The sequence below is a fragment of the Liquorilactobacillus satsumensis DSM 16230 = JCM 12392 genome (assembly GCF_001435195.1).
GTDB classification, from domain to species: Bacteria; Bacillota; Bacilli; order Lactobacillales; family Lactobacillaceae; genus Liquorilactobacillus; species Liquorilactobacillus satsumensis.
In genome coordinates this window covers 62,719-80,222 of the sequence record NZ_AZFQ01000016.1, presented here as the reverse complement: position 1 = coordinate 80,222, position 17,504 = coordinate 62,719, and the positions used below count along the sequence as shown (strand labels likewise).

General features: G+C 40.9%; 15 protein-coding genes and 1 tRNA gene. 12 read left to right on the top strand and 4 right to left on the bottom strand.

Features of this window, described 5'->3' with window-relative positions:
- Positions 1 to 133: 133 nt before the first annotated feature.
- On the bottom strand, positions 134 to 724 hold the full coding sequence (locus tag FD50_RS01750; RefSeq protein ID WP_056959856.1) for a sigma-70 family RNA polymerase sigma factor: 591 nt from the start codon (positions 722 to 724) through the stop codon (positions 134 to 136).
- A gap of 293 nt (positions 725 to 1,017) precedes the next feature.
- On the opposite strand from FD50_RS01750, the gene arcA reads away from it, so the two are divergent.
- Entirely contained in the window at positions 1,018 to 2,244 is a 1,227-nt protein-coding gene (gene arcA, locus FD50_RS01745) for an arginine deiminase (RefSeq protein ID WP_056959854.1), read from the top strand.
- Between the two features lie 381 nt (positions 2,245 to 2,625).
- Here the strand turns inward: arcA and FD50_RS01740 are convergent.
- Together FD50_RS01740 and helD are read right to left on the bottom strand one after the other, a co-directional pair.
- A tRNA-Thr gene (locus FD50_RS01740) sits at positions 2,626 to 2,698 on the bottom strand.
- Between the two features lie 75 nt (positions 2,699 to 2,773).
- Positions 2,774 to 5,044, bottom strand: a complete 2,271-nt coding sequence (gene helD / locus FD50_RS01735; RefSeq protein WP_056959852.1) for an RNA polymerase recycling motor HelD — start codon at positions 5,042 to 5,044, stop codon at positions 2,774 to 2,776.
- Between the two features lie 325 nt (positions 5,045 to 5,369).
- On the opposite strand from helD, the gene trpS reads away from it, so the two are divergent.
- Positions 5,370 to 6,383 (top strand): tryptophan--tRNA ligase, encoded by a 1,014-nt coding sequence (gene trpS / locus FD50_RS01730; protein WP_056959850.1) that lies wholly within the window; start codon positions 5,370 to 5,372, stop codon positions 6,381 to 6,383.
- A 62-nt stretch (positions 6,384 to 6,445) separates the two neighbouring features.
- Positions 6,446 to 7,420, top strand: a complete 975-nt coding sequence (locus FD50_RS01725; RefSeq protein WP_056959847.1) for a Ppx/GppA phosphatase family protein — start codon at positions 6,446 to 6,448, stop codon at positions 7,418 to 7,420.
- 2 nt (positions 7,421 to 7,422) lie between these two features.
- Here FD50_RS01725 and FD50_RS01720 read toward each other — a convergent pair whose 3' ends face one another.
- On the bottom strand, positions 7,423 to 8,202 hold the full coding sequence (locus FD50_RS01720; protein ID WP_056959845.1) for a transporter substrate-binding domain-containing protein: 780 nt from the start codon (positions 8,200 to 8,202) through the stop codon (positions 7,423 to 7,425).
- Between the two features lie 108 nt (positions 8,203 to 8,310).
- Between FD50_RS01720 and FD50_RS01715 the strand changes: the two genes are divergently transcribed.
- From FD50_RS01715 to ispE, 9 genes are all read left to right on the top strand, one after another.
- On the top strand, positions 8,311 to 9,576 hold the full coding sequence (locus tag FD50_RS01715) for a hydroxymethylglutaryl-CoA reductase, degradative (protein WP_056959843.1): 1,266 nt from the start codon (positions 8,311 to 8,313) through the stop codon (positions 9,574 to 9,576).
- Positions 9,576 to 10,529 (top strand): hypothetical protein, encoded by a 954-nt coding sequence (locus FD50_RS01710; RefSeq protein ID WP_056959841.1) that lies wholly within the window; start codon positions 9,576 to 9,578, stop codon positions 10,527 to 10,529. The genes FD50_RS01715 and FD50_RS01710 overlap by 1 nt, the downstream gene beginning before the upstream one ends.
- A gap of 33 nt (positions 10,530 to 10,562) precedes the next feature.
- The gene (locus FD50_RS01705; RefSeq protein WP_056959839.1) at positions 10,563 to 11,255 is read left to right on the top strand and encodes an NAD-dependent protein deacylase; all 693 of its coding nucleotides are present in this window, start codon (positions 10,563 to 10,565) and stop codon (positions 11,253 to 11,255) included.
- A 121-nt stretch (positions 11,256 to 11,376) separates the two neighbouring features.
- Positions 11,377 to 13,404: a methionine--tRNA ligase gene (metG, locus tag FD50_RS01700; RefSeq protein ID WP_056959837.1), complete on the top strand. Its 2,028-nt coding sequence runs from the start codon at positions 11,377 to 11,379 to the stop codon at positions 13,402 to 13,404.
- Between the two features lie 75 nt (positions 13,405 to 13,479).
- Positions 13,480 to 14,244 (top strand): TatD family hydrolase, encoded by a 765-nt coding sequence (locus FD50_RS01695; RefSeq protein WP_056959861.1) that lies wholly within the window; start codon positions 13,480 to 13,482, stop codon positions 14,242 to 14,244.
- Between the two features lie 2 nt (positions 14,245 to 14,246).
- Entirely contained in the window at positions 14,247 to 14,810 is a 564-nt protein-coding gene (gene rnmV / locus FD50_RS01690; protein WP_056959835.1) for a ribonuclease M5, read from the top strand.
- Complete coding sequence (rsmA, locus tag FD50_RS01685; RefSeq protein ID WP_056959832.1) at positions 14,807 to 15,697, top strand: 16S rRNA (adenine(1518)-N(6)/adenine(1519)-N(6))-dimethyltransferase RsmA; 891 nt, start codon at positions 14,807 to 14,809, stop codon at positions 15,695 to 15,697. Before rnmV ends, rsmA begins: the two co-directional genes overlap by 4 nt.
- Positions 15,698 to 15,796: 99 nt before the next feature.
- Positions 15,797 to 16,039 (top strand): Veg family protein, encoded by a 243-nt coding sequence (locus FD50_RS01680; protein WP_054757906.1) that lies wholly within the window; start codon positions 15,797 to 15,799, stop codon positions 16,037 to 16,039.
- Between the two features lie 139 nt (positions 16,040 to 16,178).
- On the top strand, positions 16,179 to 17,057 hold the full coding sequence (gene ispE / locus FD50_RS01675; protein WP_056959830.1) for a 4-(cytidine 5'-diphospho)-2-C-methyl-D-erythritol kinase: 879 nt from the start codon (positions 16,179 to 16,181) through the stop codon (positions 17,055 to 17,057).
- The last annotated feature ends 447 nt before the right edge of the window (positions 17,058 to 17,504 follow it).

Sequence of the window (17,504 nt, the reverse complement as noted above, 5' to 3'; positions counted from 1 at the left end):
CCAAGAGTAGTTGGGGGATCGCCCCCTGCGAGGGTAGGTCGTTGCCGTGCAAATAAAAAAGCATTTCGAGTTTTTCTCGAAATGCTTTTTTTGTGTGGTTAAAATTAAAAACTGGGTTAAGGACTTTAACAAGTTACTGCTGTAAGGCCTCTTTTAACTTAGCTTTACAACGTGAGATGGCACGTTTAATTCTTGATTCAGGAACAGCAAGAAAGCTTGAAATTTTATCGGGATGAAAATGTTCGAAATAAAGTAAGGAAAAGACATGGTATTCAAAGTCAGAAAGAATATGCGGCAGTGAATCAATCACTTCTTGAATAATTGCAAGATCTTCAGGCTGGACCTGTGTAATTGAATAGGAATAACAATCGCCCTGAGTTTCCAAGAGATTTTCAAATGATTCTGCGAAACGTTCTCCCTGGCGTTTAACAGCCGTTTCCTTACGCAAGAGACTGCAGTACCTATTCAAGAGACTTTGTTGATAAAATTTACCAAATGAAATACTTGTTGACTGATTGTAAGCCTGTACTGCTTGAAAACAAACAATTCTGGCTTCTTGAAGAAGATCATCAGTTTCATGAAATCTGAAATGGTAACGTTGCATGGCATTGATCACTAGGGGGCGATATTTAATGAACAGTAATCTGAAAGCTTCACTGTCATTTGATTGGCGGATCTTTGTGATTAATGAAAAGTCTTCAGTTTTAATATTATTGTAGTTCATCTGTATGCACCTCGTTTTATAGTAATTTGATATAACTTAAATATAGCAAGATAAAAAAATACAGGTGAGATCTACTTCACAGAAACTAATAAATTTGCAAAAAAAATTTATGATGAGCCTTGTGAATATTTCTAAATATACATTGTATGTATTAAAATACATGCTGCTTTATTAAATTTAATGAAGAACCCATTTTAATTAGCAAATTATTCCTATATAATAGCAATAATTTGACTTATATTCAGTTGAATAATATACTGGGCACATATTTGATCCAAGAAGGGGATGTGTATATGCAAAAACCAATCCATGTGTTATCAGAAATTGGGAAGTTGCACACAGTTATTTTAAAACGCCCAGGAACTGAGCTTGAAAATTTGATTCCCCAAATGATGAAATTTTTACTTTTTGATGATATTCCATATTTAAAAATTGCTCAACAAGAACATGATTATTTTTCTGAGACTTTGAACAGACTTGGAACTGAGGTCTTGAATCTCGATGATCTAATTGCGGAATCTTTAACCCAGCAGAATGTTAAGAAAGATTTTATTGAACAAGTGATTGACGAATCAGGTTTTCTACACGGACCTGTTCATGATGCTTTGGAACAGTACTTGCTTTCCTTAGAAACGCAAAAAATGGTAGCTAAAGTAATGTCCGGAGTACGTCGGAATGAGGTTGAATTAAAAGAGGTGGGGTTGAAGGAATTGACGGAAGATACTCGATTTCCTTTTTATATGAATCCGATGACGAATCTTTATTTCACACGTGATCCGGCTGCTGCAATTGGAGAGGGAATTTCGATTAATAATATGACGTTTGCAGCGCGCAAACGCGAGTCTTTATTTATGGAGTACATTATTGCACATCATCCCCGCTTTGCGAATCAGGGAATTAGAGTTTGGCATAATCGTGCTCAAGCAACAAGTATTGAAGGTGGAGATGAATTAGTTTTAAGTGCTCAGGTGCTAGCTATAGGAGTTTCTCAGCGTACAGATGCAAGTGCAATTGAAAAAATTGCACAAAATTTGTTTGAAAATTCGAATTTTAAAAGCGTACTTGCAATTCGAATTCCACATAATCATGCAATGATGCATCTAGATACAGTCTTTACGATGATTAATCGTGATCAATTCACGGTCCATCCCGCAATCTTGAATAAAAAAGGTCAAATTGATAGTTGGGTATTGCATCCTAAAAAAGGTGGTGGAACTAGCATTGAGCACCATACTAACTTAAAAGCAACTTTAAAAAAAGTTTTAGGACTATCAGAGATTGATCTGATTCCAACAGGTGGCGGAGATGAGATTGCAGCTGCTAGAGAACAGTGGAATGATGGCACTAACACATTAGCAGTTGCTCCAGGTGAGGTTGTTACATATGACCGAAACTACATTTCAAACAAGTTGTTGCGCGAACATGGAATTTTAGTACATGAAATACATTCTAGTGAATTATCACGCGGACGTGGCGGCCCCCGCTGTATGTCAATGCCAATTATTAGGGAAGATTTATAAGGAACGGTCAAAGGGGCACGGTGCAGTACGAAACAAAATATATTATTTTGCATGTTATAAAAGAGAAGATCAATTACTCTAAGGTGTTGCTGGACTTCAATTAATCAATGAAAATTAGCTGCTGTTCAACAACACAATTAGCGTTTCTAAACAGTATCTTAATTCGTGCAATCTAAAATAAAACAGAGGAGAGTGTGACATAAGTCGGGAAAATTTGAGTGTTAACTCGAAATTACGAACATAGCGAGTACTTTGCTATGAGTAATTCGCAGTTAGACGGAGAATTTTGACTTATGGAACACGTTTATCCGGAATAAAAGAGGGGCTGTGACAAAATTTAACTTTTGTCACAGCCCCTTCTGTTTCATTAATCTAAACTTAAGCCACTTACCGGACTTGAACCGGTGACCCCCACCTTACCATGGTGGTGCTCTACCTGCTGAGCTAAAGTGGCACTGAATTACTGACTTAAATAGTATATCTGATATATGCTATAAAATCAATATTTATCAGTATTTTTTTCAGGAAATTAATGAAGTTTGACCTGCCGTTCAATGCTAAAAAGGGATGCAGGTACTTGGCGGATAAAGTCAGTTGGCGTTTCAGTACTTAATAGAATAAGTTCATGCATTGCACGCGAACAAATTGTATAGAGAATGCCTCGTGTACTTTCGGAGGAATACTGTTTTTGAGAAACATCCGGGATAATAACGGCATCAAATTCTAACCCTTTAGCCAAATAAACAGGAAGTAGCACTAACCCCTGGGGAAGCTGTCGGTCTTTTGCACTGATCAATGTATGAGGTTGAGCTGAACCCAGTTTGAAATGCAGTTGTTGCGCTTCTTGTAAATTTCGTGTGATGATGGCCACTGTCTCGTATTTTTGCAATAGTTGGGCTGATTTTCTGCGTAATTCCGTTAAGGTAGCAGTTGAATCCGGTGCGATGACCAACTCCGGGAGTTTACCTGGACGAGTAAATGCTTGAATACGCTCGCCGTCTGGCAGTAGTGCTTTCATAAAGGCGGTGATTTGTTTAGTAGCGCGATAACTCTTATTTAATTCGATTAAACGTGCATTTTTAGGTGAAAGAGTGTGTTTGAGCGTCTCCATCAATTCAGATGGAGATTGCATTTTTCTAAAAAGGGCCTGTTCGCTATCGCCTAGTAATGTTAATTTGGCATTAGCAAAAGTATACTTAAGGTAAAATAATTGAGCAGCAGAGTAATCTTGCATCTCATCAATAAATAGATACTGAATATTACGATTCTGTCCTGTCCCAGTCAGCAGGTCCCGCAGATACAGCAGGGGTGCACAATCTGCTAATGCAATTTTATGAAATTCGAGGAGCTCAGTAAAAGCTGTACGCGCTTGTGGGAGTGCCTGTTCCAAAAAGTCAGTGTATTGGCGATAAATATCAATGAAGTAATCATTGTAGAGCGCATCATAGATAGGTTGATATTTTTTCAAGACAATCTGGTAGCCAAGATAATCTTCCTCGCTTTTAAGCTGTTCAAAACGGCTGCGCTGATAATCTCCTAAGAGGCTGTGATAATGCTCATCGTCAAGTTCATTGATTCTGCGTAGGACCCAATCAGCATTTCTTTGTGCAAGAATTTTGTGTTTAAGCTGCTTGATCAGTATGTTTTTTGTATCAGCAAAGCGAAGCGCTACAGGTAATGCGTTCGGTAAGCTGGCATAAACTTGCGCAATTTCTTCTTTTGTGAAAACAACTTCATCGGCCAACATCAGATCGGTAAAACAGAGATTTTGAGAAGGCAAATTGAGTAGATATGCTTTGACCTTTTGCATAAAATGAATTGTTTCCTTTTGAGTATCAGTTGCTTGCCAAGCATGGGTAGCATGTTGTTTTTCAAAGTGGTCAAAAAGTGTTTCCACTTCAAGTCCTTCAAAGCGCTGTGCAAAGAACTCTGCCAAAGTTACTTGGCGCATATTACGTTCTCCTAAACTGGGAAGGACCTCTGAAATATAGTGACTAAATAAGCGATTAGGCGAAAAAAGGACAATTTGATCCGCATTTAATGCAGTTCGATTATGGTAGAGCAAGAAGGCGATCCGCTGTAAAATGGCGGAAGTCTTGCCGCTGCCAGCTACTCCTTGGACAATCAGCAAGTCATGACGAGTATCACGAATAATATCGTTTTGTTCTTGTTGAATAGTTGCAACGATATTTTTCATATATTCATCGCCGGCTTGGCCTAGCATTTCCTGCAACAGGGCATCCCCAACGGTTTCATTGGTATCGAACATATTTTTAATCTGTCCATCTTTAATAGTGAATTGCCTTTTTTTTAATAAATCAACCTGCTGTTTGCCTTGAGGAGAAGTATATGTGACAGCACCTAATGTCCCATTATAATAGATACTTGAAATCGGAGCTCGCCAATCGTAAATCAAAAAATTGTTATTTTGATCTGTGAGCGAGGCTGTTCCGATATATAAGGTCTCTTGTTCTTTTTCACCATCTTCAAGAATATCAATCCGACCGAAGTAAGGGGATTTTTGGAGTTCACCAAGCACTGCAAGTTGTCTTTTGAGGATCTGTTCAGTTTCAATATTTTTGGAAACCAGCTGTTTTTGTTGCTGGACTTCAGCATTTGTCTCCATCTGATCGTCAACTTCAAAAGTATTGATTTTAGCATTTTGAACATAGTTTTTTTCAACTGAGGAGCGTTCTGCTTGAGCCTTACGATATTCCTGTCTTGTTTTTTGCAATATATTTTTGATTTGTGCGAGTACATGCGTAACACGTTTTTGTTCGAAAGAGTATTCTTTATCCAAAACAACTGCTCCTTTCCAGCTTTTCGTAGATAGTAATATTAACACAAACATTAAACGACAACAATCAAACAGTTCAACCTTTGACTTTAGGCGTGCTTGTGCGTAAAATAACAGTGTTCGATACTTAAAGAGTAGTTCGGTCACAGACAGAGAGACATCCTTGGGCTGAAAGATGTTTTGACAGAGCGAAATGGAATTGAAAGTTTTATTGATTTTAATGATTGAGTGGCAGGTTTTCCTGCAAAATAGGTGGCACCGCGGTCATTCGCCCTATTGTTTTTTTGCAGTAGGGTTTTTTGCTATAAAAATAGGAGGAATTATTGTTATGAAAGAAACGATTTTAACAGGCGATCGACCAACTGGGAAACTGCATATTGGCCATTATATTGGTTCTTTAAAGAATCGGGTCAGGATGCAAAATACAGACAAATATCAGACATTTATTATGATTGCTGATCAGCAAGCTTTAACAGATAATGCACGTGATCCTGAAAAAATTAGGCATTCCTTAATCGAAGTTGTTTTAGATTATTTGGCGGTGGGCATCGATCCTGCAAAATCAACCATTTTTGTGCAGTCACAAATTCCAGCACTGACTGAACTGACAAGTTACTATCTTAACTTAGTGACTGTTTCTCGGCTTGAGCGCAACCCAACTGTCAAAGCTGAAATTCAACAAAAACATTACGAACGTTCACTGCCAGCTGGCTTCTTTATTTATCCGGTTAGTCAGGCTGCAGATATTACAGCATTTAAAGCGAGCCTTGTCCCAGTAGGAGATGACCAAGAACCAATGCTTGAACAGGCTAGAGAAATTGTCCGCAGTTTTAATTCAATTTACGGGCAACAGATTCTGGTTGAACCCCAGGGAGTTTTTCCACCTAAGGGTGAAGGACGCTTGCCTGGACTTGATGGGAACGCTAAAATGAGTAAATCACTCGGAAATGCAATCTACCTATCTGATGATGCTGATACGCTTAAGAAGAAAGTAATGTCGATGTATACAGACCCAGCACACATCCACGTTGAAGATCCAGGAAAGGTAGAGGGAAATACAGTTTTTACTTATCTCGATATTTTTGACCCGGATCAAGCCAAGGTTGCAACGCTAAAGGAACAGTATCGCAAAGGCGGTTTGGGAGATGTGAAAATTAAACGTTACTTAAATGACGTACTGGAGGCGCAGTTAAAACCAATTCGTGAACGCAGAGAACGATTTGCCAAAGACATTCCAGCTGTGTATGATATTTTAAAAGCAGGAAGTCAGAAAGCCAATGCGGTTGCCGAACAGACCTTAAGTGAAGTACGTGCGGCAATTGGGGTTAACTACTTCGACTAAAAGCATACAAAAGCCAAGAGAACTTTGAGGTCTGACGTTAAACTAAATAGGAGGCTGCGGTTTTGAAAAATGTAGTGGTGCTTGACTTTGGTTCTAATTCTGTCCGGTTGTCTATCAATCAAATGCATGAACGTAATGGAAAAACGTTTTTTAAAGAAATTAAGCGTTTGAAAGATACAACACGTTTAGCAGAAGGAATGGGTGAGAGTAGAAAAAAGCAGTTAAGTGCAGCAGCAATTGAGCGAACTCTTGCCGCAGTTCGTCATTTTAAAGACATTTACCAAAGCTATCCTGAATATCAGGTATACGCGATTGCAACAGCGGCAGTTAGAGAAGCACAAAATAGTCAAATATTTTTAGAACAGATTAAGCAATTGACTGGCTGTGCGATTAAAGTTTTGTCCGGTGAGACTGAAGCTTATTATGATTATCTTGGGGCTGCCAATTCTTTAGCACTAAAAGATTTTTTGATAACTGATATGGGTGGCGGCAGTTGCGAACTGATTCTCGTGAAAGCAGGTGCAATGCAGGAACGGGTTAGTCTTCCTTATGGAGCGGTCAGTCTCACGGAACGCTTTTGTCATGCAGGACAGTTGAGTGCCGCACGGCTCTTTGAATTTCAGAATTTCATTTCAGATAAGCTAGGTCCTTTGAGCTGGTTGCAGGAGGCAAATACATTACCACTTGTATTGATGGGTGGCTGTAATCGGACTGTGGCACGGATTCAACGTGTGCGTGAGGGATATACTCAAATAGATAATATTCACGGCTATACTGTTTCAACAGGACATTTTTTTCAGATATATAAAACATTTTTAAAGAAGAATGTTGTGCAACGTGAACATATTGCCGGCATGGAGCCTGCACGTGCAGATATTATCCTCGGCGGAATGACCCCTGTAGTGTATTTATTGCAGCAGTTACACAGCGCGGGAGTTGTTTTTTCTGAAAGCGGAGCGCGTGAAGGTTTTCTTTATGAGCTTTTGCAAAAACAGGAGCAAGCAAAAAAACACATTCAATTTGAGAATGAGAAATAGTTTTATTCTTTTGTATAGTCTTGATTAAAATAACGCAAAGAAAGCTGTCCAAGCTTTCCTTGTGCCCGTAGCTTTTTAAGTACACTGCCGATTTTTCGAGCCGCTTGCGGTTGAACACGTGCAGTGTATTTTTGGGCTGTGACTGGCGGAAGCGTGTGCTTTACCTCCAGTTCTGTAAGAAAACGGGGTGTGTTTTCAGTCAGCGCCGCATAATCGGTGGTACTAAGCAATGCAGCTTTGATTTGCTTGGCTTCCAGTGCAGCTACAGTTTGTTGCACTGTTGAATAATACTTGCGCGTTAGCGGAACTGTTGTCAAGCTTGTCGGAAGCTGCATGCTGTGCGGCAAGCCAAGTACAAGTTTTCGGTGTAGCCGGGTCAGGTTACCTAGAGTTTGACCGCTGCGAGTTAGTAGAACGTTGGGAAGATAGAGATAGGTGATTGTCTTTTGACCAGTCTGAACAGCGTTAAGTTGTGTGCTGGTGTTGACTAGCAGAACATCGAGTTGATGCTTGGTAAAGGCTTTTTGCAACTGATTCAGACTGCCTTGCTTGATGACAAGTTTCTCCTGGGTTTGCTGTGCCAATTGGTGTGCTAATGCTTTGTTCAGCCGAACGAGCTGGATTTCTTGACGAGAATCAGTCTGGCGAGTGGCTTGAACGATTCCGACACGTAACTGGGAAAGCTGAGTTTTATGTAAATGCTTGCGGGCTGTGTTCCATAAAAGAAGGAAGCAAAGCGCAACAATGGCAAATGATAAGATAATTTTTAGTATTTTGTTCATTTTGGTTAGCCAGATTTTGGCTACAAAGCCCCTTTGTTATTTAGATTCAGTACATATTATATAATAAAAACAACTTATAGATATTATTTCTTTATTAAGGAGGCTACTATGCAGGAATTTGGAAAGTTCTACCAAAAAACACGAGATCAGCGGCTGCGTTTGTTACGCAAGTTCAAAATAACTGCCCAACAAGAAGAGGTGCTTCGTAAGCAGGCGGTGAACCCTGCGCTGGGAGACACCATGATTGAAAATTATTTGACAGATTATACTCTTCCAGAAGGTTTGAGCTTCCATTATCTGATTGACGGGGAAAAATACTTGGTCCCAATGGTTACGGAAGAACCTTCTGTGATTGCTGCCAGCAGCCATGGGGCTTCTTTGGTAGAACAAGCGGGTGGATTTTCAACGAAATTGACTGCACGTTTGCTGCTCGGTCAGATTGTCATTGAAAATGTACAAAATATGGAGCAACTGTGTTCACAGTTAGAAGCAATCTTTCCGCAATTGCTGGAGACTGCGCAAAATGCACATCCGTCGCTTAGTAAACGCGGTGGCGGAGCACGCTGGTTACGTACCCGTCCTCTGAGTGCAGATCTGCTTTCTTTGGACCTTGCAGTGGATGTGCAAGAAGCCATGGGAGCTAATATGATGAATACGATGCTGGAAGCAGTTGCACAAGAGATCACACAGCGTTTGGGCACGGATGTCTTGCTGGCGGTCTTATCGAATTATGCAACGGAATGCCTAGTGACAGCAAGCTGTCGGATTCCTATTGACGTACTTGCCAAAGGAGAGCTGGCGGGGGAGACAGTTGCAAAGAAAATTGTGCAGGCTAGCCGCGTTGCGCAGCTGGATCCTTATCGAGCGGCAACCCATAATAAGGGAATTATGAATGGAATTGATGCGGTTGTGCTTGCAACTGGAAATGATTGGCGGGCGATTGAAAGTGGGATTCATGCATTTGCAACTCGTACAGGAAGCTATCGTGGGTTAAGTACTTGGGAACTGACAGGCGGCAGTTTAGTCGGAAAGTTAACTATTCCAGCGCCAGTTGGCTTTGTGGGTGGTTCAATTGGAATTGTTCCCTTAGTTGCAGTTAATCACGAATTATTACAGCTTAAAAGCGCGCGTAATTTAGAAAAAGTAATTGTAAGTGTCGGGCTTGCACAAAACTTAGCCGCGCTCTATGCTTTGGTTACAGAAGGCATTCAACGTGGACATATGAGATTGCAATTGAAATCACTGATCCTGACGGCAGGTGCAGCACCAGATGAAGTTGCCCCTTTGATGGCACAACTTTTACAGTCTGAAAAACAAGATCTGGCGGCGGTTAGCCGTGCTTTGCAAGCTTATCGCAAAGGGAGAGAGAGTTAATGACAGAACTTAATTTAGATGCACAAACACGTACACTAGTTAAACAAGTAGAAAGGGCACTGGGGTATCAGTTGGAGTTTAAAATTCATGAAGGAAAAGTAGGGTATTTGAGGCATGATCAAGCCCAGCATTATTTGCGTGGGGGTAAGATGGTACTTGAACTTAGCGATTTAACGGCCCCGTCTTATACGGTCGCACACGAATTGCTGCATATTTTGTTATTGACAAAGAAAATACCTGAAATCACCTTTAACTTGACAACAACCAAACCCGCTTTAGATACTAAATTAATGGCTGTAGGCTTAGAGTTATATGAGATCGTCATGCACTTCACAGTTTATCGGATGCAAGCGGAGATGGGGTTATTCACTGAAAAGATTCAGGAACTCTACTTGAAGGGACTCTTTGCGACACTTAAACCTGAACCAGCAAATGGCAATGATAATTGGATGATATTGCGTACGTTGGGAATCTTGGATACTTTAGTCTTCTTTAAGCGAGATCAGGACCGAGTATTGCCTAAGCTAAAACAGCTTTATCCTAAGACAACGGCTGCAGCTGTGGCACTTTACAGTGACCTGACAGCACATGAGGTCGAGAGTGCTTTTGGAATTCGTCGCGCCGTGGTCAAGCTGTATCATAGTTTAGATGAAGATTTAACTGCCTGGGGTCTTGCTCCCTTGAATTTGAAACAGTTCGTAACACTCACACTGGTTTTAAGTGCACGGCAGACGCGTTTACAAGTCCGGCAATTGTTTGAAATTTATCATTCAGCACTGCACGAAAATATACATGATACAACAGCATATCTGGGTTTTTATAAAAAAGATGGTCAAAATTCTTTTGTCTTACCACAACCTAAAAATCATCCTGAACAAGAATTTCAGCGGATTTATGCACTTACGCTCGGAACATACTTAGATGAAATCGGGGTTCCATATTTAACACGTTAGATTTTAGGCAGGAAGCTTCAAGGGGGAATCAGCATGCAGTTAAATGATGAGATTGCGCGCTCTAAGCAGCTTTTGTTTTTGACAGGAGCAGGTGTTTCAACTGCTTCTGGAATTCCGGACTATCGCTCAAAAAATGGATTGTATGCGGGAAAAGAGAGTCCAGAGTATTTGCTGAGTTTGACTTGTCTAAAACAGCAGCCTGAGTTATTCTATCGCTTTGTGAGCCAGAAAATGTATTATCCGGCAGCACAGCCTAATATTATTCACCGGCAGATGGCGTTAGCGACACAGAAAAGAAGAGCCGGCATCATTACACAAAATGTTGATGGACTGCATACCAAAGCAGGGGCTAAAAATGTAATTGAGTTTCATGGAAACCTTTACCATGTAACTTGCCAACGCTGTGGACAAAAAGTTCCATACACTGATTATCTTAACCAGGGGATGCGACATGCGTGCGGCGGAATTTTACGGCCAGAGATTGTTTTATATGAAGAACAACTTGCACCAGAGGTAGTTGAACAGGCAGTTGCGGCTGTTGCCCAAGCAGATCTGATTATTGTGTGCGGGACTTCTTTACAGGTTTATCCCTTTGCGGGCTTACTTGATTATCGGAGGCCCGATGCACATTTGATTGCGATCAATCGTGAGCAATTGAAATTACCACAAGGCAGTCGGCAATTGCGCATGGATGCGGCCACTGTTTTTGCACAGTTGATTTTTTAAGTGAACTTGCTGTAATTTATTTTTCATTTTACCTATGAGGTTATGATATAATTTAAACGACTAACAAAAATTAAAAATCACAAATTATTTCAGCTGACTTAGAGCGAAAGGATTTGAACTTATGTGTACTGATAAAACATTTTATATTACAACTCCAATCTATTATCCATCTGGAAAATTACATATCGGCAACTCCTACACGACGATTGCTTGTGATGTGATGGCACGTTATAAGCGGCTTCAGGGATTTGATGTGTTTTTCCTAACAGGAACGGATGAACATGGATTAAAGATTGAGCAAAAAGCCGAGCAGCTTGGCACTACTCCGAAAGCATATGTGGATGAGATGGCTGCTGGGATTAAGAAACTTTGGAAACTGCTTGAAATTTCAAATGATAAATTTATTCGAACAACGGATGACTATCATGAAAAAGCAATTCAGAAAATTTTTATGAAGTTACTGGATAAAGGTGACATTTACCTAGGCGAATATGAAGGTTGGTATTCTGTTTCTGATGAAGAATATTTTACAGAATCACAACTTGCAGAAGTTTATCGCGATGCCACCGGCAAGGTGACTGGAGGAAAAGCTCCTTCTGGCCACGAGGTACAGCTGGTGAAAGAAGAATGTTATTTCTTTAAGATGAGCAAGTATGCTGATCGTCTGGTGAAATACTACAATGAGCATCCTGATTTCATTATTCCAAATTCACGCAAAAATGAGATGCTAAATAATTTCATTAAACCTGGACTGGAAGATTTGGCGATCACAAGAACAACGTTCAATTGGGGAGTAAAGGTTCCTAGTAACCCCAAACATGTTGTGTATGTTTGGATTGATGCACTGTGTAACTATATTACAGCACTTGGCTATGGCACTTCCGATGACACGCTTTTCAAGAAATATTGGCCTGCTGATATTCATATGGTTGGAAAAGAAATTGTCCGGTTCCATACAATTTATTGGCCGATTATCTTAATGGCTTTGGAACTGCCGTTACCTAAACATGTAATTGGGCATGGCTGGTTATTGATGAAAGACGGTAAGATGTCCAAGTCAAAAGGTAACGTTGTCTATCCGGAGATGCTGGTTGAAAGATATGGCCTGGATGCATTGAGATACTATCTAATGCGTGCGGTGCCATTTGGCAATGATGGGGTCTTCACCCCTGAAGATTTTGTCAGTCGCGTCAACTTCGAGCTCGCTAATGATCTTGGCAACCTGCTTAACAGAACTGTGGCGATGATTAATAAATACAATGCTGGTCAGATTCCAGCATTGACTGCAAATGTAACAGCTTTTGATAAAGAACTTGAAAAGGTTGCACAAGAGACAATTACCGCTTATGCTAAGGAAATGGATGAGGTCCATTTCTCAAATGCCCTCGCAGAGGTTTGGCAGCTTGTTAGTCGGACTAACAAGTATATTGATGAGACAGAGCCTTGGATCCTTGCAAAAGATGAAACCAAAAAAGAAGCGCTTGATAGTGTGTTGGCACATTTAGCTGCCAGTTTGCGGGTAATTGCAATTCTACTGCAGCCGGTGATGACCCATGCACCTAAGGAAATCTTTGCACAGCTTGGGTTAAGTAATAGCAAGATGGAGATTAAAGACGTCAAATATACGGATTTGCCTAAAGAGGCAGTAGTTGTCTCAGCCGGGACTCCGATTTTTCCACGACTTGATATGGAAGCAGAAATAGAATTCATAAAATCCAAGATGTCTAAGAATGAAAAGGCCAAAGGGCGCAAAGCAATGGCAGAGGCTGCACGCAAAACAGCCGAGCAAGCTGAGACTGCAGAACTTAATCTGACTAAAAAAGAAATTCGGTTTGATAAATTTGATAAAGTTGAGTTAAAAGCTGCTGAAATTCTTAATGTTGAGCGTGTTTCAGGTGCTGACAAACTTTTGAAGTTTACGTTAGCTGCAGGCGACAAAGGGCCTCGTCAGATCCTGTCTGGAATAGCTCAGTGGTATCCAGAACCACAAGAACTAATTGGCAAGAAGGTTATTATTGTGGCTAATCTGCAACCACGTAAGATGCGTGGTGAAGTTAGTCAAGGAATGCTTCTTTCAGCGGAGTACGGTGAAACTGTTAAATTGTTGGAAATCAGCGATCAGATTCCTAATGGATCTTTGATCGGTTGAGGTTAGGAGGGGCTTTTCTGTCCAAGTGTTTTTCACTTGCGGTGGAAAGCTTCTTTTTTAGAAAGCGAGGATTTAATGGAAATCTTTGATTCGCATACCCATATTAATGCACCAGAATTTGCAGACGACATCCCAGATGTGATTCAAAGAGCGAGTGCGCTGGATGTCACGGCGATGCTGGTCATCGCCTATGACGCTGACAGCACTGCCAAGATGCGGAAGCTCGTTGCAGATTTTCCAGAAATTTACGGGGCAATCGGCTGTCATCCAGAAGATGCAGCGGCCTATGATGAAAAATTGGAACGTTCCTTTATCTATAATCTGCAACAGCCCAAAGTTTGCGCTTTAGGTGAAATTGGGTTGGATTATCATTGTGAAGTTTCACATGATTTGCAGCAAAGCGTGTTCGCACAACAACTTAAATTAGCGCAGCGTTTACAGGTCCCGGTCAGTATTCATAATCGGGATGCATTTGAGGATGTCTACCGAATTCTGCGTGCAGGTGAAGTTTGGAAGACGGGTGGGATAATGCATAGTTTTAATGGAGACGCTGCATGGGCGCAAAAATTTCTTGCGTTAGGGATGTCCCTTTCATACAGCGGAGTAAGTACTTTTAAAAATGCTGGAGATGTTCGGGAAGCCTTTTTAGCAACACCGCTTGATAAAGTTCTAGTGGAAACAGATGCTCCTTACTTAGCCCCTGTGCCTTACCGCGGTAAACGAAATGAACCAGGATACACCCGATATACACTTGAGTTCTTGGCACAACAGCGTGGGTTGAGTGCGCCTGAACTTGCGCAGAAAACATTTGAAAATACAAAGAGGATATTAGGAATTTAAAAATGAAAAAAATACAAGAAGTCATAGTGGTTGAGGGAAAAGACGATACTAAAAGAATAAAGTTAGCTGTCAATGCCGATACACTTGAGACTCGTGGATCAGCAATTAGCGATGAAGTCTTGCAGCAAATCGAACAGCTACAAAAGAAACGTGGAGTAATTGTATTTACGGATCCTGATTTTTCGGGAGAAAAAATCCGCGGAATTATTACACGTGAAGTTCCAGGGGTTAAACACGCCTTTTTGAATAAAAAAGATGCAGCTCCTGCAGCTAAGGGGAGCTTGGGAGTCGAGCATGCTTCACCAGAGGCTATTCGAGAAGCACTGAAACATCTTTATACAGAAGAAACGGTCACAACTCCACAAATTTCACTTGCAGATTTGCGTGCGGCAGGTTTGATTGCGGGGAAAGGTGCAAAAGAAAAAAGGGCTTTACTAGGTGAGAATCTGCAAATCGGCTATACCAATGGAAAACAGTTGTTTAACCGCTTAAATCTTTTCCAAATCACAGCAGCACAATTGCACGCGGCACTTGAAGAAATTGCAGCTTTGGAGGAAGAAAAATGACGGATAAAACCCCTGAGATTGCTTCGCCTTTGAGAACGAAAGCAATTATGAATGCCTATGGACTGACATTTAAAAAAAGCTTGGGACAAAATTTTTTAACAGATGTAAATGTGCTTCACAAAATTGTGACTGCCGCTGAGATCTCTGCAGCCGACGATGTCCTTGAAATTGGGCCCGGAATTGGGGCATTGACTGAGCAACTTGCTAAAAAGGCTCATCAAGTGGTCGCACTTGAGCTTGATGAACGTCTGCTGCCAGTCCTTGCTGATACACTTGCACCTTATAAAAATGTCACAGTCTTGCATCAAGATGTTTTGAAAGCTGATTTACAGCAATTACTGGCAACTAATTTAGACGGAGCACACCAACTTAAGGTTGTTGCTAATTTGCCATATTACATTACAAGTCCAATTATTCTACATTTGTTGAATACCGGAATTGGGTTTGAAGCGTTGGTAGTTATGATGCAAAAAGAAGTGGCCGAGCGGCTTAGTGCAGATCCAGGGACCAAAGCCTATGGTTCGCTTTCTGTGAGAGTCCAGTATCAGATGGACGTCAAGACAGCATTTATTGTACCGCGGACGGTTTTTGTACCGCAACCTAACGTTGATTCTGCGATTGTTAGTTTGACGCCCCTAAAAACCAAGCAACTGCTACCTTTCAATGAAGCTGCCTTTTTTAAAGTGGTTAAGGGCTGTTTTGCACATCGAAGAAAAAGCCTTTGGAATAACCTGAAAAGCATGTTCGGCAAAGAGGAGACGCAAAAGATCGCTTTGACGCGTGCATTAGCTGAATTAGAGCTTTCACCGCAATTAAGAGCAGAAAAGTTAACAGTTCAGCAGTTTATTTTGTTAGTTAATAAGTTGCACGAACTAGAATTACTCTAAAAATTAATTATTTTCTAATTGAACTTTTGTGGGGCTTTGTGGTATAATTGCATTTTCTGTGAAACTATGTTACAATTGTTTCACAGAGAGGTGAAGACAATGCCACTAACTTTGGCTACAATTAAGCAGAAGCTCGATAGTTGTGTTGGTGAACGGTTAACCGTTGTTGCTCAAGCAGGACGGCGCAAGATTATTAGGCGCCACGGTGTGTTACGGGAAACGTATCCAGCAGTGTTCGTTGTTGATTTGAATCAAGAAGAAAATTCTTTTGAACGTGTCTCCTATAGTTATACTGATGTCCTCACGAAGAATATTGAACTCGATTTTAGTGAAGAAAATTAGTCTGTAAATTTAATGGTTATCAAATTTTTAAGCCTGTGATTAATTGCATGGCTTTTTTTAGTTTACAGAGATAGTTTTTCTTTCCAAGATAGTCTATTTTTAAGTATAATAGAATTAAAACATTTGAGTAGGTGACAGAATGGAGATTATCGAAAAAGCGCCAGCCAAAATTAATCTATCTCTGGACACTCCATTTCGTCATCTTGATGGCGCCCCAGAGTGGCGAATGGTAATGACGGCGGTTGATCTGGCTGATTATGTCCAAGTCAAATCTGCTGCCCGTTTTACGGGGGTCAAGGTTGAAACTGACAAGGGTTTTCTACCGCAGGACTATCATAATCTAGCTTATCAGGCGGCCAAAAAAATGCAGCAGCTGTTTGCGGGGCATCAAGGTGTCCAAATCAGAATTCGCAAGCGAATTCCAGTTGCTGCAGGGATGGGCGGCGGTTCTGCAGATGCTGCCGCAGTTTTGCGAGCTTTAAATAAGCTTTGGCGGTTGAAACTTTCAAGGGCTCAATTAGCTGAGATCGGACTAGAGATTGACTCTGATGTCCCTTTTTGTGTGTACAGCGAACCGGCGCTCGTGACGGGTAAGGGAGAGAAGATCCTGCCTATAGGTGAATTACCTGCGATGTGGATTGTATTGGCTAAACCCAAGGCAAGTGTTTCTACGCCTACCATTCTCAAAAAGATTTCATATGCCCAATTGGCTCATCAGGATGTAACGCGAGTGGTAGAGGCGATCAAACAAAAGGACGAAGAATTGTTGTTTCAAACAATGGGGAACACGTTGGAAGAGATCACAGTCACAGTACTTCCAGAAGTAAAAAAACTGAAGGATAAGATGCTCGAATTTGGCGCAGAAGTTGCACAAATGACTGGCAGTGGACCGACAGTTTTTGGGCTTTGTTCAAGATATTCGCGAGCACAGCACGTTTACAACAGTTTGAAAGGTTTTTGCGATGAAGTCTATTTGGTACGTCCGTGCAAACTTGATTCAGTTGAAGCAGAATGCTAAAGATTCAACCAAGCACAAAACAGCTTAAACGCAGTTCAAAGTGTTGAGTAACTCAGCTTTTTGAACTGTATTTTTTTGAACTGCTTGAAGGTAAAACTATAAATGCAGTACTGATAAAATAGCTCAGGCTGCATTTTTGGCCTCAGGTTTAATGTACTTAAAATGGTACGTGAGCGAGAGATCAACAAAATTTGGATACTAACGCCAAACTGCGAACAGCATGCGCATTTTGGGCTGGGGAGTTCAAAGTCAATCGAGAATTTTGACTTATAGAACACGTTTATGCAGAATAACTAGAGAGAGAGTGTGACATAAGTCGGGAAAATTTGAGTACTAACTCGAAATTACGAACATAGCGAGTACTTTGCTATGAGTAATTTGAAGTTAGACGGAGAATTTTGACTTATGGAACACGTTTATACGGAATAAAAAAGAGAGTGTGACATG